At 38.9% G+C, this 17,843-nt stretch carries 15 protein-coding genes and 1 riboswitch; of the genes, 2 read left to right on the top strand and 13 right to left on the bottom strand.

What is annotated here, in order from left to right:
• Positions 1-21: 21 nt before the first annotated feature.
• The 10 genes from mtnA to Q0376_RS05595 form a co-directional block, all read right to left on the bottom strand.
• Positions 22-1,101 carry an S-methyl-5-thioribose-1-phosphate isomerase gene (gene mtnA, locus Q0376_RS05640; protein ID WP_298705073.1) on the bottom strand — a complete coding sequence of 360 codons (1,080 nt, stop codon included), beginning with the start codon at positions 1,099-1,101 and terminating at the stop codon, positions 22-24.
• A complete protein-coding gene (mtnP, locus tag Q0376_RS05635; protein WP_298705071.1) occupies positions 1,098-1,919 on the bottom strand; it encodes an S-methyl-5'-thioadenosine phosphorylase in 822 nt (273 codons plus the stop codon). The genes mtnA and mtnP overlap by 4 nt, the downstream gene beginning before the upstream one ends.
• A gap of 351 nt (positions 1,920-2,270) precedes the next feature.
• Entirely contained in the window at positions 2,271-3,152 is an 882-nt protein-coding gene (hslO, locus tag Q0376_RS05630; protein ID WP_298705068.1) for an Hsp33 family molecular chaperone HslO, read from the bottom strand.
• 14 nt (positions 3,153-3,166) lie between these two features.
• Entirely contained in the window at positions 3,167-3,628 is a 462-nt protein-coding gene (gene ribE, locus Q0376_RS05625) for a 6,7-dimethyl-8-ribityllumazine synthase (RefSeq protein WP_295788845.1), read from the bottom strand.
• 149 nt (positions 3,629-3,777) lie between these two features.
• Entirely contained in the window at positions 3,778-4,974 is a 1,197-nt protein-coding gene (locus tag Q0376_RS05620; protein WP_298705066.1) for a bifunctional 3,4-dihydroxy-2-butanone-4-phosphate synthase/GTP cyclohydrolase II, read from the bottom strand.
• Positions 4,975-4,986: 12 nt separating this feature from the next.
• Complete coding sequence (locus Q0376_RS05615) at positions 4,987-5,691, bottom strand: riboflavin synthase (RefSeq protein WP_298705064.1); 705 nt, start codon at positions 5,689-5,691, stop codon at positions 4,987-4,989.
• Positions 5,691-7,016 carry a bifunctional diaminohydroxyphosphoribosylaminopyrimidine deaminase/5-amino-6-(5-phosphoribosylamino)uracil reductase RibD gene (ribD, locus tag Q0376_RS05610; RefSeq protein WP_298705062.1) on the bottom strand — a complete coding sequence of 442 codons (1,326 nt, stop codon included), beginning with the start codon at positions 7,014-7,016 and terminating at the stop codon, positions 5,691-5,693. Before ribD ends, Q0376_RS05615 begins: the two co-directional genes overlap by 1 nt.
• Positions 7,017-7,191: 175 nt before the next feature.
• A riboswitch (FMN riboswitch) is annotated at positions 7,192-7,357 on the bottom strand.
• A 95-nt stretch (positions 7,358-7,452) separates the two neighbouring features.
• Complete coding sequence (maeA, locus tag Q0376_RS05605) at positions 7,453-9,231, bottom strand: oxaloacetate-decarboxylating malate dehydrogenase (RefSeq protein ID WP_298705060.1); 1,779 nt, start codon at positions 9,229-9,231, stop codon at positions 7,453-7,455.
• A 65-nt stretch (positions 9,232-9,296) separates the two neighbouring features.
• Positions 9,297-10,250 carry a helix-turn-helix domain-containing protein gene (locus Q0376_RS05600; RefSeq protein WP_298705058.1) on the bottom strand — a complete coding sequence of 318 codons (954 nt, stop codon included), beginning with the start codon at positions 10,248-10,250 and terminating at the stop codon, positions 9,297-9,299.
• A 296-nt stretch (positions 10,251-10,546) separates the two neighbouring features.
• On the bottom strand, positions 10,547-11,527 hold the full coding sequence (locus tag Q0376_RS05595) for a hypothetical protein (protein ID WP_298705056.1): 981 nt from the start codon (positions 11,525-11,527) through the stop codon (positions 10,547-10,549).
• Positions 11,528-12,172: 645 nt separating this feature from the next.
• Between Q0376_RS05595 and Q0376_RS05590 the strand changes: the two genes are divergently transcribed.
• Positions 12,173-12,796, top strand: coding sequence for a sigma-70 family RNA polymerase sigma factor (locus Q0376_RS05590; RefSeq protein WP_298705054.1), 624 nt, complete (start codon positions 12,173-12,175; stop codon positions 12,794-12,796).
• Positions 12,783-13,502 carry a GH25 family lysozyme gene (locus Q0376_RS05585; protein WP_298705052.1) on the top strand — a complete coding sequence of 240 codons (720 nt, stop codon included), beginning with the start codon at positions 12,783-12,785 and terminating at the stop codon, positions 13,500-13,502. Before Q0376_RS05590 ends, Q0376_RS05585 begins: the two co-directional genes overlap by 14 nt.
• 266 nt (positions 13,503-13,768) lie before the next feature.
• On the opposite strand, the gene thiM is transcribed toward Q0376_RS05585, so the two are convergent.
• The 3 genes from thiM to Q0376_RS05570 all read right to left on the bottom strand — a co-directional run.
• The gene (gene thiM, locus Q0376_RS05580; RefSeq protein WP_298705050.1) at positions 13,769-15,274 is read right to left on the bottom strand and encodes a hydroxyethylthiazole kinase; all 1,506 of its coding nucleotides are present in this window, start codon (positions 15,272-15,274) and stop codon (positions 13,769-13,771) included.
• Complete coding sequence (gene thiD / locus Q0376_RS05575) at positions 15,271-16,134, bottom strand: bifunctional hydroxymethylpyrimidine kinase/phosphomethylpyrimidine kinase (RefSeq protein WP_298705048.1); 864 nt, start codon at positions 16,132-16,134, stop codon at positions 15,271-15,273. Before thiD ends, thiM begins: the two co-directional genes overlap by 4 nt.
• A gap of 275 nt (positions 16,135-16,409) precedes the next feature.
• A partial coding sequence (locus Q0376_RS05570; protein ID WP_298705046.1) for a glutamine synthetase occupies positions 16,410-17,843 on the bottom strand: 1,434 nt, incomplete at its 5' end.

Raw genomic sequence — 17,843 nt, 5'->3', positions numbered from 1 at the left:
CCTCTTCTTTCTGATAGTTTTTTATATATCCGTAGTTAATTGTTTTAATTTATCAATAGATACTGTAAATGGCGGTTTTAATACACCTTCCTCAGTAATAATGGCTGTAACGAGCTCATGAGGTGTTACATCAAAAGCCGGATTTAGCACTTCAATGCCCTTTGGTGCTGTTTGGACGCCACTAAAGTGAGTCACTTCTTCAGGGGCGCGCATTTCAATAGGAATATCTGCTCCATTCTCCAATGTGAAATCAAAGGTACTGTAAGGTGCTGCTACATAAAATGGTATATTATGAGCTTTCGCTAATAATGCCACTCCATAGGTACCAATTTTATTAGCCACATCCCCCTTTGTAGTGATGCGGTCAGCACCTACTATAACAGCATCAATTAAGCCTTGTTGCATAGCATAAGCTGCCATATTATCTGTGAGCAAGGTAACGGGAATACCGTCTTCATGTAATTCGAAGGCTGTCAAGCGTGCCCCTTGAAGCAAAGGTCTCGTTTCATCAGCATAAACCCGTTCTAATTTTCCTACTTTATGAAGTTCTCTCACCACACCTAATGCCGTGCCCACTCCAGCGGTAGCCAAAGCACCAGCATTGCAATGTGTTAAAATGCGAATGCCCTGCTGCCCCTCAAATAAGGTAATCCCTGCTTTAGCCATACGCGTATTAAGCTGCAAATCTTCATGCTCAATAGCCTGTGCCTCCGCCTCAATAAGCGGTAAAGCAGCCGTAATGGACTCAGCGGGCACAACAATATTGGTTACTACGCGATCAATAGCCCAAGCTAAATTAATAGCCGTCGGTCTCGCACTGCGTAATTCATTGGCAAAGTCTAAAAATAATGACTTCTCCCCCACAGCACGATCCTCTAATGGTCGTGCTTCATGGAGTACTGTAGCTTGCGCTTCTTTAGCTGCTAAAATCAAACCATAGGCGGCGGCCACCCCAATAGCCGGAGCGCCCCTCACACGAAGCATTTTGATAGCCTCTGCCACTTCACGCCAATCGGTACAGCGAATATAGACCTCTTCTGTAGGTAATTTAGTTTGATCTAATAAAACTAACTCTTCCCCTGTCCACTCAATACTTCTCATAGCAAATCTCCATCTTTACCTAAGGCCACTTTAAAGCCACCATATTCAGCCAATCGATGATGAGCTGGCAAGTCTTGGTCAGGGTCAAGTTTTTCAATAGTACGTAAAATTAAAGCCTTAAACTTATCACTTAATTCTTGCATAATATCTAATACTTCTTGATGAGTTAATTCAGTAGGCGATATGCCAGCCGCAAAGTTCGTTACCATAGAAATCGTAGCATAGGCAATTTCAGCCTCACCTGCTAATACCACTTCTGGCACATTAGTCATACCTACTGTGTCGGCACCAAACATATGATACATCTTAATTTCAGCTGGTGTTTCAAATCGTGGTCCTTCTGTACACACATAGGTGCCACCATTATGAATGTCAATATTAAGTTCATGCGCCGCCTCTTCAATAACAGCTCTTACTTCAGGGGCATAAGGATTGCCCACGCCTAAGTGGACAACTTTCTTGCCATTGCCATCAAAGAAAGTACCTTCTCTTGATTTTGTAAAATCCAAGAATTGATCAATAAGCACGAATTGACCCGGTTTATAATCGGGGTTTAATGAACCTACCGCCGTTGTAGATACAATAACAGTTACGCCTAATTTTTTTAAGCCCCAAATATTAGCACGATAATTAATTAAATGAGGCGGAATGGAATGACCTGCCCCATGACGAGCTAGAAAAATAACTTTCTTACCTTTATAAGAGCCTTCTGTATAAGCAATATCACCATAGGGAGTGGTCATAGTTTTTGCTTCAATATGTTCAAACATGGATGGATCATACACGCCAGTACCACCAATAACTGCTATTACGCCCATTATGTCACCTCTTCATATAAAATAAAAAAATATTCTCCAGGGCAAGCCTGGAGAATGGATACCTTATGTTACTTACTCGTATTATAGAATTAAATACTTGTCATATAAGGCTTGTCTATTATATTGTACCATATTCTCAATAAAAGCGTTAATCATTACTTTACATGAATACAGTTTTATTTATAAAGAAAAAAGATAAAAACGAAAAGACATAAAAACCCTAGTCTCTACCATTAGATTTGCCTTAGTTTTCAGTTTTGAATTTACCTTAGTCTTTACTTTATTACTTTAATCTTTACTTTATTTCCTTAGTCTTTACCTTGAAATATGCCTTTTTCTTCAGCTTTACTATTAGCTTTTATGACGTTTAGCTTCATCAAATAAAGACTTCAATTCCTCACGACTGAAGTGGTATTTTTCATTACAATAATGACATACTAATTCAGTTTGTTCATCTTCTAGTAAATCTTTTTTATCCTCATCTTGTAATGTCATGAGGATTCGTTCAAACCGTTCGCGACTGCAAGTACATTGGAAATGTACATCCCCTTCATATACTTGTTCCACCGTTAAACCACGAAGAACGCGGTCTACTAAGCCCTCACCATCAGGATGAGACTCTAAGTATTTAGAAATAGGTCCTAGTTCATTAATATTAGCTTCTACTTGTGCTAAAGCCTCATCAGTAGCATCTGGTAATGCTTGTACCAAGAAGCCCCCTGCAGCCTTAGTCGTATGGTCCGTATCAACCAATACACCTAAACTAATAGTGGCAGGGATTTGTTCTGATGTATACAAATAATAAGCTAAATTCTCAGCAATTTCACCACTTTGAATCGGACTTTGGGACGTATAGTCTTGACGAAGCTTAGTAAAACGAGTTACTTTTACATCTCCATGGTGACCAACAGCTGCGCCTACATCTAATTTACCAGCATATTTAAGAGGCACATCAACGGTAGGGTTATCTACATAGCCACGGACAGTGTTATCACTGAATGCATCTACATGAATCACGCCTAAAGGGCCATCCCCTTGAATACGAAGACTTACATTTTCTTCATTTTTAAAATCTCCAGCCATTAAAAGAGCACCAGTCAGAGTTCGACCTAGAGCCGCCGTAGCAACTGGGCTCAAATCATGACGAACTCTTGCTTCTTCTACCGTATCTCTTGTAACAGCTATAGCCATACGCACGCCTTCTTTAGTGGTATAGCGACGAATTATATCCATATATACTCCTTCTTTTAAATCTGCTCGATCAAATTTACCATTTCAATAGCACCCATAGCGCAATCGAAACCTTTGTTACCAGCCTTAGTGCCAGCACGTTCAATAGCTTGTTCGATGTTTTCTGTAGTCAATACACCAAACATAACAGGTACACCTGTTTCTAGGCTAATATGAGCAATGCCTTTGGACACTTCACTACATACATAATCATAATGAGTGGTAGATCCACGAATTACGGCACCCACGCAAATTACAGCATCATATTTACCGCTGAGCGCTGCTTTTTTGGCAATTAAAGGAATTTCAAAAGCCCCTGGCACCCAAATTGTAGTAATATCCTCTTCCTTAACATCATGACGAAGTAATGCATCCATAGCACCACCGATTAATTTAGATGTAATAAATTCGTTAAAACGCGAGCCAATAATAGCAAAACGTTTACCTGTTCCTAATAATTTACCTTCTCTAATCATAATATGCCTCCTAATACATGTATATTCTGTTTAAAACTTCAATGCTTCCCATACGTATGATATACGTATGATGATTGTATTAATTTCAATCATTACAATCATCTCATTAACTTTAATACGTATTACTCTTCACTACGTATTGGTCATTCCTATTAATATAAATGGCCCATCTTTTCTTTTTTAGTTTGTAAATATGATGCATTAATGCTATTAGCTTTAATAATCACAGGTACTCGTTTGTGCACATCAATGCCCCAATGTTCAAGGCTTGTACGCTTTAAAGGATTATTTGTAAGTAATTCTACACTCTTAATGCCTAAGAAACGGATAATTTGCGCCGCTAAGGAATATTCTCTCATATCAGGTGGGAAGCCTAATTTTACATTCGCTTCCACTGTATCGAGACCTTGTTCTTGTAGGGCATAGGCTTTAATCTTATTAGTTAAACCAATGCCACGACCTTCTTGGCGCATATACACCACTACGCCACGACCTTCTTTTTCAATAGTTTCTAAGGCTTTATGAAGTTGAGGACCGCAGTCACAGCGTTTAGAACCAAATACATCTCCAGTTAAGCATTCCGAGTGAACACGAACTAGCACATCTTCACCGTCTTTTACATCACCTTTAACGATGGCCAAATGTTCTTTATGGTCTAAGTAGTTCTTAAACACTAAAATTTTAAAATCACCATATTCTGTAGGCAAGTTTGATTCTGCCGCAAGGGTAATAATAGGTTCGTGTAGTTTGCGATACTCAATTAGCTCAGCAACAGAAGCAATTTTTAAATCATGTTTTTCTGCAAAAGCTAATAAATCATCTAAGCGAGCCATGCTGCCATCATCATTAGTAATCTCACAAATGACCGATGCTTCTTTAAGCCCTGCTAAACGGCAAAGGTCCACAGATGCTTCTGTATGTCCTTGACGAACTAAGACACCGCCTTCTTTATATTGAAGGGGAAATACATGGCCTGGGCGACGGAAATCTTCTGGTTTAGCATTGTCATCAAGTAAATGGCGGATTGTAAGGCCTCGTTCATAAGGGGATACGCCGGTAGTTGTATCTACATGGTCAACAGTTACAGTAAAGGCTGTTTCATGATTATCTGTATTCTTTTCTACCATCTGGCTAATGCCAAGACGGTCTAAGTCAGCTTTTTTCATTGGTGTGCACACAATGCCACGGGCTTCTTTAACCATGAAATTAATATTTTCTGTTGTAGCAAACTCTGCAGCAATAACGATATCGCCTTCATTTTCTCGACTTTCGTCATCCACGATAATAACTGGTTTACCAATTTTAATATCTTCTAAAACTTCTTCAATTGTATTTAATGTACGTCCCATTGTTTGGCTCCTTTACATAAACCCTTTGGCTGCCAGCCAATCCATTGTAATGCCTTGTTTATTTTCTTTAACAGATTCCTTGCCCAGGTCCTTGGTATCCAATTCCTTGCTAGGAAGTTTGGCAAAATTTTGATTCATAAGAAAGTGTTGAATATAACGTCCTGCTATGTCGGTTTCTAAATTAACTACAGTACCCACTTTAGCCTTTGCTAAAATTGTATTACCAATAGTATGCGGTATAATCGATATTTCAAAAGAATGACTATCCCGCTTTGAGACGGTTAAACTCGCCCCATCCACAGCAACAGATCCTTTATAAATAATGTACTCTAGCACTTCCGGTGTAGTAGCAATGGTGAAAACCACAGAATTACCGATATGCCGCACTTGCTGCACAACACCCGTGCCATCCACATGACCTGCCACCATATGGCCGCCAAAGCGTCCATTAGCAGCCATAGCACGCTCTAAATTAACAGGAGTACCACTAGCTAAGTTTTTAAATGTAGTCATTTTTAAAGACTCTGCCATAACATCAGCTACAAATTGATGTCCAGAAAACTCAGTTACCGTCAAGCATACCCCATTGACTGAAATGGAACAGCCAATTTCCATGTCTTCAAAGATTTTATTGCCTTCAATAGTTAAACGAAGTGATGGCCCGGTGTGACGCACACTTACCACATGGCCTACTTCTTCTACAATGCCGGTAAACATTAGCGTCCACTCCTTTCCTTATAATAGGCTTCAATTCGAATATTATTATCTATTAATTGCACATCTCTATACTCTAAAGTAGGTGCCTCATTTAAGAAATCAAGGCCCTTACCTGCCATAGCACTTAAAGCCTTTTGGCCCCCAATGAGTATATTACCTATATAGGTTACAATTTTATGAAATCGCTTTTGTGTCATAAAGGCCGATATAACATGACTACCGCCTTCTACTAATACCGATGTATAGCCTAGATGCCCCAAAGTTTGTAAGACCCTGTCGATAGCAAGTCCCCCTTCAGCCAATTCTACTACATGGACCTGAGCGCCCGCGTCTTCTAAGCGTGCTTTATCCACAGCCTGGCAATTGGAACTGACAAAAATATGAACACAGCGACTGCCTATACTCCAAAGCTTAGCATCTGTAGGTGTTCGCCCTAAACTATCTAAAATAACAACATCAGGCTGATGGACCTGAGTTTCACAATCAATTGTCTGTTTTTTTGACGCTCCATTCGCTTCATGATCGGTCCAAGTAGCGGCACTTTCATCCCCTTTTGAGGTAGCGGCACTTTCATTCTCTTTCGAAGTTGCGGCCCTTTCATATACTTTTAAAGCTGTAAATTCAGCGTCTGGTTCTTGAGCTTTCTTCAAAGCATAGGCTTGAACAGCTTGAGTTAACTGCGCCTCTACCGCTTCATATGTAATGCGTGCATTTAAGGTCGGATTGTCTGCTATTACAGTACCAATACCCACTAAAATCGCATCATGAGTAGCCCGCAAAACATGTCCATCACGCCGTGCCGACTCATTGGTAATCCATTGCGACTGTCCACTTTGCGTAGCAATTTTACCATCTAAAGACATTGCTGATTTGAGAGTTACAAAAGGCTCTTTCGTTTTAATATAGGTTAAAAAGCCTTCTATCAATGTGGTACATTCCTTAGCTAGTACACCTACTGTAACTTCAATGCCTGCCTCTTCCAGCATAGCAATGCCCTTACCAGCGACTAACGGGTTAGGGTCTACTATACTCACCACAACTCGTTTTAATCCAGCTTCGATAACACGTTTAGCACAAGGTGGCGTTTTACCATAATGTGCACAAGGTTCTAACGTCACATATAAGGTAGCCCCCTGTGCCTCCGCCCCCGCCTCTCTTAAGGCGTTAACTTCAGCATGAGCTTCACCGGCTTTATGGTGATACCCTTCACCTATGATGCGACCATCTTTTACTACTACTGCTCCTACCATAGGGTTGGGATGTGTATGTCCTATCGCTTTAGCTGCCAGGCTCAAGGCCCGCGCCATATATTGCTCATCTGTCATACTATAACCTCAATCATTTAACATACTAGAATCAAGCTCTACACGCACTGCATAGAGCGTATTTCATCTATGAGGTAAAAAGAAAAGGACTATATTTCTATAGTCCTTGAATATATTACGGTTACACAAACTTACTCTCCTGTATAGCTACCAAGCTATACCTATAAATCTGCGTATCTGTCTTTTCCCATCCAGACTATACTGTCGGTCTCGGAATCGCACCGAGTCAACCCATTTCAGAGCTTGCGGACTATAACCGCCGGTCAGGAATTGATTGGTATATCCATTTACTTCTACTTCAGCAGAACTAATACACCATCGCACCTTGCCTCAAAGACTACTCTATATATAATTGTATTGTTTATAAGTTCATATTGGAATTGATTATCACCGAACTTACATACTTGATTATACGCCCAATTAAGGAATTGTGCAACTATTTACTTTTCTTCCCTTTCTTTTTCTTTTGCACCTTCCTAGACCGATGTTTTGTTGTACTACTTATACTCTGCTTACTTTGGCAAAGCTCATTAGTATAAATTGCCTCACTTAACTCTTCATAAGCTGGAAGCCACGTAATCTGATCTATGGCTGACTTAATAGAGTCTTTTAATTCAATTGAATCGTCTACAACATTAGACGTATCACGGCCTACACCATCATGAAGCGCCTGCAGACCTACCGCTAATGCAATGGCCTGAGATAGTTCATATAATGCCCCTACGCTAGGAATAATTGAAGCCCCTGGCTTTGATACATCAACAAATTCACTGAGAACATGAGCCGCCTTATTTAACATACCTGCTGTTATATGACGGGCCTTTACAGCGAGACTGCCGAGAAGAATTCCTGGGAATAATAACGCACCACAGGCTTGGCCTATTTCATAAACCTGACCTTTATATGTTACAGGTGCTTCTTTGATGTTCGTGGCCACTAAAGCGCGTCCATCTGTCCAGCGAATTAAGTCGGCAGCCCTAGCCTCTACAAATTCTACAGGATAACTCATAGGGCATATAATAGGACGTTCCACATAAGAAGCCATAGTTTTTATTATAGATTCAGTGAACGCCTCACTTGCATAAGAGGTGCCAATTAAAATAGTTGGCCGAATGGCCTTTACACAAGCTTCTAAACTAACTAACTCACGACTATTAACAAATTCACTGCGTTTTCTAGCAAATGGACGCTGTTCTGGTGTTAAGTCCTCCATATCGTCAAACAAAAGACCTTGCTTATCTACCAAATAGCAATGTGCCAATGCTTCATCGCGGCTCAGTCCTTGGTCCATAAGCTCTTGCAATACTCGATTTGCCATCGTTGTGCCCGCTGTGCCGGCACCATAGGACATATAGATTTGATTATATAACACCTGCTTAGACATGCGAAGAGCTCCTAAAATAGCAGCTAACACAGCTCCACTGGTGCCTTCTAAGTCTGCACTAAAGAGAGCATATCGGTCCTTATAAGTCTTAAGCATTGTATCCATTGTGTGCCGGCGAAATGATTCGAAATGTACATAAGCATCAGGATATATAGATGTTACCGTATCTAAAAATCGTTCCATAAACTCATAATATGCCTTGCCAGTAACTCGTTTATGTTTCGCCCCTATATAGAATTCACTTTCTAATAAAGAGGTGCGATTGTTGCCCACATCTAGCACAATTGAAACAATCTGTCTAGGAGCAATGCCTGCTGCCGCACTATACAATAGAGCCGTTCTATGACTATTAGCAGCTCCATAAATGCCTAAATCCCCTCTATGGCAAATATCTTCCGAATCAGTCACTATAAATAATTTTATAGCTTGCCCCTGCCCAGCAGCCTGCAAAACCTCTTGCATACAATCCCCATCATCCATAGATAGATATACAGTGTCTAAGGGCAGTCTATCATGAGAACTTATACTATTAGTTTTAGCTCCATTGTCACCCAAATCATATAAGAGAGCCATACACTCAGTCATATGAGACCGATATAATTTATAAAATAAAATACGATTGTGATGATATATATCCATAAGAATATAACGTTTTTCCCAATCTGTTTGAGCCTGTTGCAATGCTTCAAAAACCTCTGCCACTTGCTCTTCAAGACTTTGCTCCCCAGGGGGCACTAGGCCATGCAGTTTAAACTGCGTTCGCTCCTTGGCAGTAAATGCCGTGCCCTTATTATAAAATGGATTATGTATAATCTCATGCGCTGTTTTCATATGCAAGCCTCCCCAAACAGTAAGATATATCCATAATAGAATTGGCAATACTAATAACTAAACCATCAAGAAAGGAATTCTCTCTTACTATTTCGCCGTTCTTCTGTATAAGCTGCAAACCCCTTACCGAACCAAGCTCTAAAGGTTTTCAGAAAATCCCTCAATGTAGTAAAACCCGTCAAGAAGGCTATTTCTTCAGAACTTATGGACAAGTCCAAATATACCTTAATCATCATTTGCTGCACATCTTTTAGCAAACGCTTATACGATGTCCCCTCATCATGCAAATGCCTTTGTATCGCTCGCTCATTCATCTGTAGCTGTTTAGCTAACGATATAATGTGATATTCATGACGCAACAAGCCCATGAGTATTTCATCAATTAATAAATGTGAAAAATGCCCCGATTCAGTCATTAGTTGATTGTAATATGGCGCTCTCGCCTTTATTAAATATTGCGACATAAAATTGTGGCTTTTAAGGAATGGAAATTGTAATTCTGTGCGCTGAAATACTAATCTATTTTCTACAAGGCGACCCCCTTTGTGTTTGCGCCCTTGCCAGGAAGTATACGTGCCACCACCCTGACCTAGTACATTAACAATATAGGCATGCTCTAATTTCAGCATTTGATCAGTCAGTATGAGCCCCGTTGATTTATGAATAAATCGCAAAATAAACTCCGTTTCACTTTCTTTCAATTCGATGCCAATAGGACCTATTTGATTTTTAAAATCTATATAGCGCTGAAGTCCCTCAATGGCATTAGCGCCCACCAAAGTATAGTAAACTAATGAGTTAAAATGACGATATAATTCTAAATTGCTTAAATTAGCTATGCATTTTCCAGTTAGGGCTCTTTTATGGGCTATTAAAAAATCATAAAACTCATCATCATTAACAAGTAATACAGCTCCATTTTCTTCTACATATAAACTCCGTTCATAACACCACGCTCTTATATCGAGGCCAGCATCATGTAACACCTGCTGAATAAACTGGTGAATAGGGTATTTCATAGTACATTCCGACTCCTCAAGTAAATTTATATTTTAGTATACCATGCTATCATGAACACCACATAAAGATTCATAGGAAATTTTATTAAATTAATTAGCTGAATTAATATAAGTTTTTCTGATATTTTTTGATATTTTTCCTCACATATTTTCTAATGTATGGTTCTAATGGATGGCCTTACTTTATCGTTCTGATGTATCTTTCTGATGTATTTTTATTATATTACTAAAATATGGACTCAAGCAATTTACACATCTTAGAAGAGTTTAATAAAAAGAAGAATTTAAGAAAAAAGTTATAACCGGACATGCGTACCTCTAAAGAAGGTTATCTGTCCTTTATAAATATCACCTCCACAAAGACGAAAACAACAAAGATGAATACCACACTGCAATTCATCTAATAAAGCATAAATCTCATGGCTTTGTTTTATCAGTGCCTCCTGCCTTGATGGGGCGAGGCTAAGCCCCTGCAATAACTGCTCCTCCACTAAATTTACTACAGAACGCCACAAAGTATGTAGTGTTTGATTGTAGCTAAATAAAGACCTAACAGTCAAAAATATCTCCTCATACTTTATAGGGCCATAACCACTGACTTTATTTACTAGCTCTTGAAGTAAAGTAATTTCATTACTGTAAGCATTTAACTTACATAGTAGTTCGCAAAAATTCGCATTAGCTTCAATATTTTCGCTATGCATCATACGCCACATATCTTTTATATGATTCGCCAATTTACAAGTAATATGACGAATCCCCGATTCATAAGTATAGATGAAGCTAAATGAACTAGGCTCGTATGTTTTTGACGTATGTCCATTCATACGATATGCTTGCTCTTCGATGAGCTTATTAAAATCATAGGGCGTAAAGAATGATTGAACAAAATTGATCCCCTTCTTGTGTAGCTCATTATTGTAATCCCATTCAAGATTGATAAAATGCACGGCAGTCTTGCTCATGTTAACCAAATAATCCATTAATGTTTTGCCATACATTACGGCACTCAGTAAGTTTCGATTTGACTTAATGGTAAACGCTCCCTTTCTAAAGCTTTTACTCATATAATCTCTAGTACTTCGAGTTAAACGTCCCCTTTTAACAGCCCTATCTAATAGGGAAAAGGCCTGATTATAGGGGCCTAAACACTGAGCCCTTACCTCTTGACTTACATGAGCCTCTAATAAAAGTGCTTCCATCGCCAATAGAAAAAACGAATTGTACGATGAAATATTATTAATCGGTTTAAATTGAAAATTTAATTTTTTTCCCATTTAAAACCTCATTATAATTCTTTACATAATATTAGAAATAAAATTTAAAATATTTAATCGATATTTTTTATGCCCTCCTCCATGCAAACCTTTTGTTCCATCGAATGTCTAATTTTTATTATCTTATAATAACTTTCCGCACTTTATGTTACCTCATAAAAATGGAAACTAACATCTAAAAAACAAAATATCAATACAACCTCATGTAACTCCAACTACAAGCTAGTGTAAATGATTGAGTTCATTCCTATTGTTTTCATTTACTAGATACTGTTACGTTTTACACTACTCTCAAATTTAAAATGCAGGTAACATAAAGCACATTATTTTTTATGATTAAGTACCATAAATCATGAGTCCATAGGGCTAAATTTTTTTATTTAAAAGCTTTTGTAGCCATACATCCCCTAGCTCTTATGATCTGGAATATAATCGCAGATACCACCTCTTTTCATTAGGAAAACTATAAAAAAACATAAAAAACCATTCATTATACTCATTAACCACCCCCTTTCCATATATAATGGTATTTTTCAAATATGCCGGGTAAAATTCATGATAACTTAGGCCTATTGTGCAGTACCACAAGACATCCTACAATATATCTTAGGTTACGTAATCTAAAACAGTAAAGGAGGAAAGAATATGGTATATTTAGACACTAGTTATAAATCTAACATAGTAAAGCTAGCCCAAGCAGGCCATGCTCAGTCCATAGCCCAGCTCTGCCAAAATTACGAGCCCCTTATCCGAAAGTATGCATCACTCACACCAGTTCACAAGGTGAAAGAGGACCTAGAAAACGAACTCTGGTGTTGTTTTCTTAAAGCATTGAAAGAATATGACGCATCAACTCATATTCCCTTTTCAGGTTTTATAAAATCACGCATAAAATATGGACAATATAATCTTTTTAAAAAGTATCGCCACCAATGGGAACAGGAAAGCTGCATCTTAGGTCAAGAATTCGACAGCGATCGTAAACCTGATTCAAATATATTAAATTTAGAAGATTTACTTAATCCAGCCGACAGCGCTGAATATGAGTATATGAAGAGTCATACCTATGCGACCTTGCATAAGGCCTTACAACAATTAGCACCTAAGCAACGAGATTTGTTAAAAGATATTTATATCCATCAAAAATCAATGGCGCAGTTAGGTCGAGACTACAATATATCAAGGCAAGCCATTCACAAACACAAACAACGTGCTCTAGCTGCGTTGCAAGTACATTTTAAGGAGCTGTTACATCATGATACGCACTAAAAAGCAATACGAACGTAGTAAAAAAGATCGGGAACTTAGTAAAGAATCCTATGAACTTCTTAGCGAAGCCCCTAAAGTTAGTACAAGTGGTGCTAAATCTAAGTTTACACATTTAATTCGCGGCATTGATATTAGTGAACACAATGGAATCATTCCATGGCAAACTATAAAGCAAAGCCATATTGACTTCGTCATTATTCGCCTAGGTTATGGCCAAGGACACCTAGATACAAAGTTTTATCAGAATGTAAATGAAGCCCTTCAAATTGGGCTTCCTATAGGCATTTATTACTATTCCTACGCACTTCATGAAGTCGATGCGAAGAAGGAAGCTAATTTTGTTATACAAGTCTTGCAAAACTGTGGCTTAAGTCCGCAACATATTCCCTTAGGCATTTGGTATGACATGGAAGATGCCGATGACTACAAGGCGACGTATTGTCTGCCACCGCTTACTAAGCAAGAAATCACCAACATGTGTAGTGTCTTTGTTAATACCCTATGGAACGCAGGATACTATCACTGTGGTATATATGCTAATCTTGATTGGTGGACCCATCATATTGATAGCAGCCAACTCTCTTGCCCCAAATGGTGTGCTCAATACAATACGGAGTGTGACCTGCCTGATGTTTATATGTGGCAATATACCAATCTCTTACCCCTAGGTGGTCAATATTATGATGGAAATATATTATTTCCATGACGAAACATAGTATAACATAATTGAAAAGAAGCGGCTCATATCAAGATGATATAGCCGCTTCTTTTTATTACCAAAAATATATATTTTAAATTTATAAACCAACAGAAATCTTTGATTTACATATACGTTAAACAAAAACTAATTTTATGATTTAAAAGCATAGTTCGTATAATTTTATCACATTGGTTTGTCCTGTATGAACTTTGAAAATACTAATTGATAATATAACTCCATCAAATACTATCAATCAATTCATTATAAAGCCCTTACTTAAGCACTTTAACAGCTTGCGCTATATCCTTTGCCTTGGTAATAGCGGATATAACACTTACACCATCGGCACCAGCTGCTTTTAGTGGTGCCACATCAGCTGCTACGATGCCACCTATAGCAACTATAGGTATTTGTGGAGCAAATTGTCGCACTGCTTCTATGCCTTCATAACCGATAGCTGACTTAGCATCAGCTTTTGACTGCGTCCCATGAATAGGACCTACCCCGATATAATCGGCTAGTTCCACATTGGAGATTTTATATTCTGCCACATCATGAATCGATAAACCGATAATTTTATGACCAAAACGTTTTCTTACAGTCTCAATAGGATCATCGTTTTGACCAATATGTACACCGTCAGCATCAAGTTCCTCTGCTAAATCCATATCATCATTTACAATAAATGGCACCTTATATGTTTTACAAAGACCTTGTACCGAAAGGGCAAAGGCTTTCTTTCTAGCCCCCACTAAGGAGCCTGCCCCCTTCTCGCGAAGTTGAAACATGGTAATCCCTGCCCTTAAGGCTGCTTCAATCGTCTTTAGGGCTACGACTTCATCGCCATCAAAATCCTGTGTGCCACAGATAAAATATATCCCCAAGGCCTTACGAATCAATTCAGACTCATTATACGGATTAATACTAGCTGTACGCACACAGCGCGTCTGCTCTATAGTCATAGTATCCGTAACAGCTCCTAAGGCATTAATAAATTCCACTCCATACGTGCCAGGACCTTGACCAAAGCTTTTAAGTTCTGCCAATTCACCACTCACATTATACGTAGATAGGGCCGCTCTTGCGAGATCAAAATACAACATATGGTCATCACTAGTATCACTGTTAGGCTTTGCCACTGTAAGTTCTCTTGCAATCCCTACAAAAGCGGCCACTACAGCACCTAGTAAGCAACCCGTACCTACAACTTTTGGCATTAAGGAGGAACCATTCCCTAACTCTACAAATTGAGACGCCGTAGCCACCCCATCAATCGCACCGGTAGCGACAACTACGGTCTTGTATGTTTGAGCTACTCTTTGCGCTAATGCCCCTGGTTCAGTGGCGCCACTACTATCAACGCCCTTTGTGGCAATCCTTTCATCCACTAAGGCAGCGATTTCACCAGCGTTGCCGCGAATTACAGCAATTTTATAATTATGTAATAAATCGAGAGCCACTGATTTTCTAAAAGCTCCTGCACTCGCTGCTACAGGATCTAATACTATAGGTACATTATGAATATTTGCCAACCTCGCTGCTTCTTTATATAAATTAGCCAATTCAGGGGTAATGGTGCCAATATTAATGAGTAATGCATCCGCATGAGGCATTAAATCTGCTAAATCTTCTTTACACCCACTCATAACAGGGGATGCCCCTAAGGCCAAGAGGCCATTGGCTGTAAAATTTTTTACTACATCATTAGTTAGGCAAATAACAAGTGGCTGTTTAGCCCGCAATTGATCTAAATAATGAGTCATATCTTTGACTCTCATAATTCTACATCTCCTTGAAATACCATATGATTCACTGGTCCATGACCATGCCCTAAGGATGGATTTTGAGCAATGGCCCTCGCTATAAACTGCTTACCAATCCAAACAGCCTCTTCTAAGGCCTTCCCCTTAGCCAACTCGGCCGTAATAACAGCAGAGAAAGTACAGCCTGTACCATGAGTATGTTTAGTATCTAATTTAGGACTTTCATAGGTCTTAACTTGTTCACCGCGAATAAAAAGATAATCTTTGGCCATCGTGCCAAAATGACCACCTTTAATAACAACGGCTTTTGGTCCCATTTCATTTAAAATAACTTGCGCAGCTTTTGCAATATCTGTTTCAGATTCAATGGAAAAACCCACTAAAAACTCGGCCTCTGATAAATTAGGGGTCACTAAAGTGGCCACCGGCATCAACTCAGATTTAAACTGATCCCGTGCAGCCTTGTCAATTAAATAATCGCCACTCGTAGCCACCATGACAGGGTCCATAACATAGGGAATAGAACCATCTACATAGTTTCGAATGATGCGCATCATCTCTACATTAGGAATCATACCCGTTTTTACTGCCTTTGGGGCAATATCTTCATATACACAGCGAAGTTGAGCATCTAACATAGTAAGGTCTACATTTTGAATACTCTGTACTCCCTTTGTATTTTGTGCCACTACACTTGTAATAGCCGCCATCCCATAAACTTGGCGCGACTGAAATGATTTCAAATCAGCCATAACGCCAGCTCCACCAGAGGGATCCGTACCTGCAATAGTTAAGGCAATCCCTAAAGGCTTAGTTGGGGATAACAAAAGATTTTGAACCGATTTATGATTTTGCGGGGAAACATTATGTTCCATAATAGTCCTCCTCTTACTACAAACTAGGCCTGTAAGTCTCCTTTTCTTACATGCCTTTGTAATAAAATGACGAACCCAATACTAAATATTATTGTACGATATTCCCACTATAAGCGCTACTGTTTTCTTTACAAACTACATGAATATCTACAGACAAATTACATAAAAAATATATAAAAATATATAAAAAAAACTCCCCTACAATCTAATGAGTTCCACACTGACATGCGATTCCATTAGTTTGTAAGGGAGTTATATTAACTAGAATCTAACTATTAAATTAAGTTGCGGCTATATTCGAAGTATTTTGCTTCTAGTTCAGCCATTTTTTCACCCATTTCAACTTGTAATATAGAGGCTGTGTCATAGTCTTTAGCTGCTACAGCTTCAATAATACGAGTGAATAAGGATTTTTCAGTTACACTATCTTTAGCCAGATATAAGCGAAGGCGATTTACTTCTTCCCAACGAGCATCGTCGAAGGCATTAGTTTCATGAGCTGCTTTCATAGCGCGCACAAGGCCTAAATTAGAAGGTACAATACGATTAGTAAGTTCCAAAGTCCAACGATTAATTACACCGGCAATAAAGGAGTCCATCAAATCCGTAGCAAATGCCCCAGCACTAGCTAATGCCTGTGCTTTTTCAGGATTATTGCGATATCCTAAGATATTTTCCCATACAGTAGCTGGTGGCATACCGAACATAGCATTGCGTTCTTCGACGGTATAATCATCGAATACGTCTTTTTCAGAGCGGTATGCACGGCCTTTTTCTAAATAATCTGCCTCAGCTTCAGGCGCTTTAGAAATTTCAGCTAATAATTCTTCATAGGACTTACCAGAAGTAAGTACATAGCGAAGACCATCGAGTACAGCGGAGTAAATTAAAGCAATCGCTGTATAAGTATTGGTATATGGATTAGGAGAACGAAGTTCAAAGCGTGTAGCCATTGGATTTTCAATATCGCGAATTAGACCGCAAAGAATGGTACGATTACGGCTCGGTACGCTTGGATCTTCACCAAAGGAAGTTACGATACAAATTGGTGCTTCAAAGCCTGGTTTTAAACGATTCAAAGAGTCCGTAGTAGAGGAAATGAATGGATTCATTACTTCATAGTTTTTAAGCACCCCCATAATCGCGCCAAGACCAATGGAGCTTAAAGCTGCTTTACGCATATCTGCTGGGGAGAATAAGTTAATCATTTTGCCGGACTTCATTTTAGCCATTAAGCCAAAATGAGTGTGTTCCCCAGAACCAGCTACACCAATAATTGGTTTTGCTTGGAAGGTTACATCTAAGCCATATTTACGGAATACTTCACGTACAATAATGCGCGCTACTAGTTCATTATCTGCTGTTTGAAGTGGATTGCCAGTGTATTTCCAGTCAATTTCAAGCTGTTCTAATACATGGTCCATATGACCTTCATCGTCAATTTTACCTTTAACGCCACCTACTTCTTTATGCCCCATTTCAGCTTCTAAGCCATAGGCATTTAAAGCTAATACAGCTTCTTCAAGGGCTGTACGAACAGCGCCATGAGTACGTTGCCAATATTGTTCTTGTAATTTTTGGGACGTGGACAATTCATTTTTGCTAACTACTTGAGATGGTGTTTTTACCCAGAACTCAAGTTCAGTAGCTGTACATATAAAAAGATCACTTGTCTTAGAAACAAGTGATCTTTTTATTAGATAAACTGC

Origin of the sequence: uncultured Veillonella sp. (assembly GCF_937981445.1) — a bacterium.
Taxonomy (GTDB): Bacteria; Bacillota; Negativicutes; order Veillonellales; family Veillonellaceae; genus Veillonella_A.
Note: the sequence above shows the minus strand (reverse complement) of the source record. Positions and strands in the feature narration are given on the sequence as shown.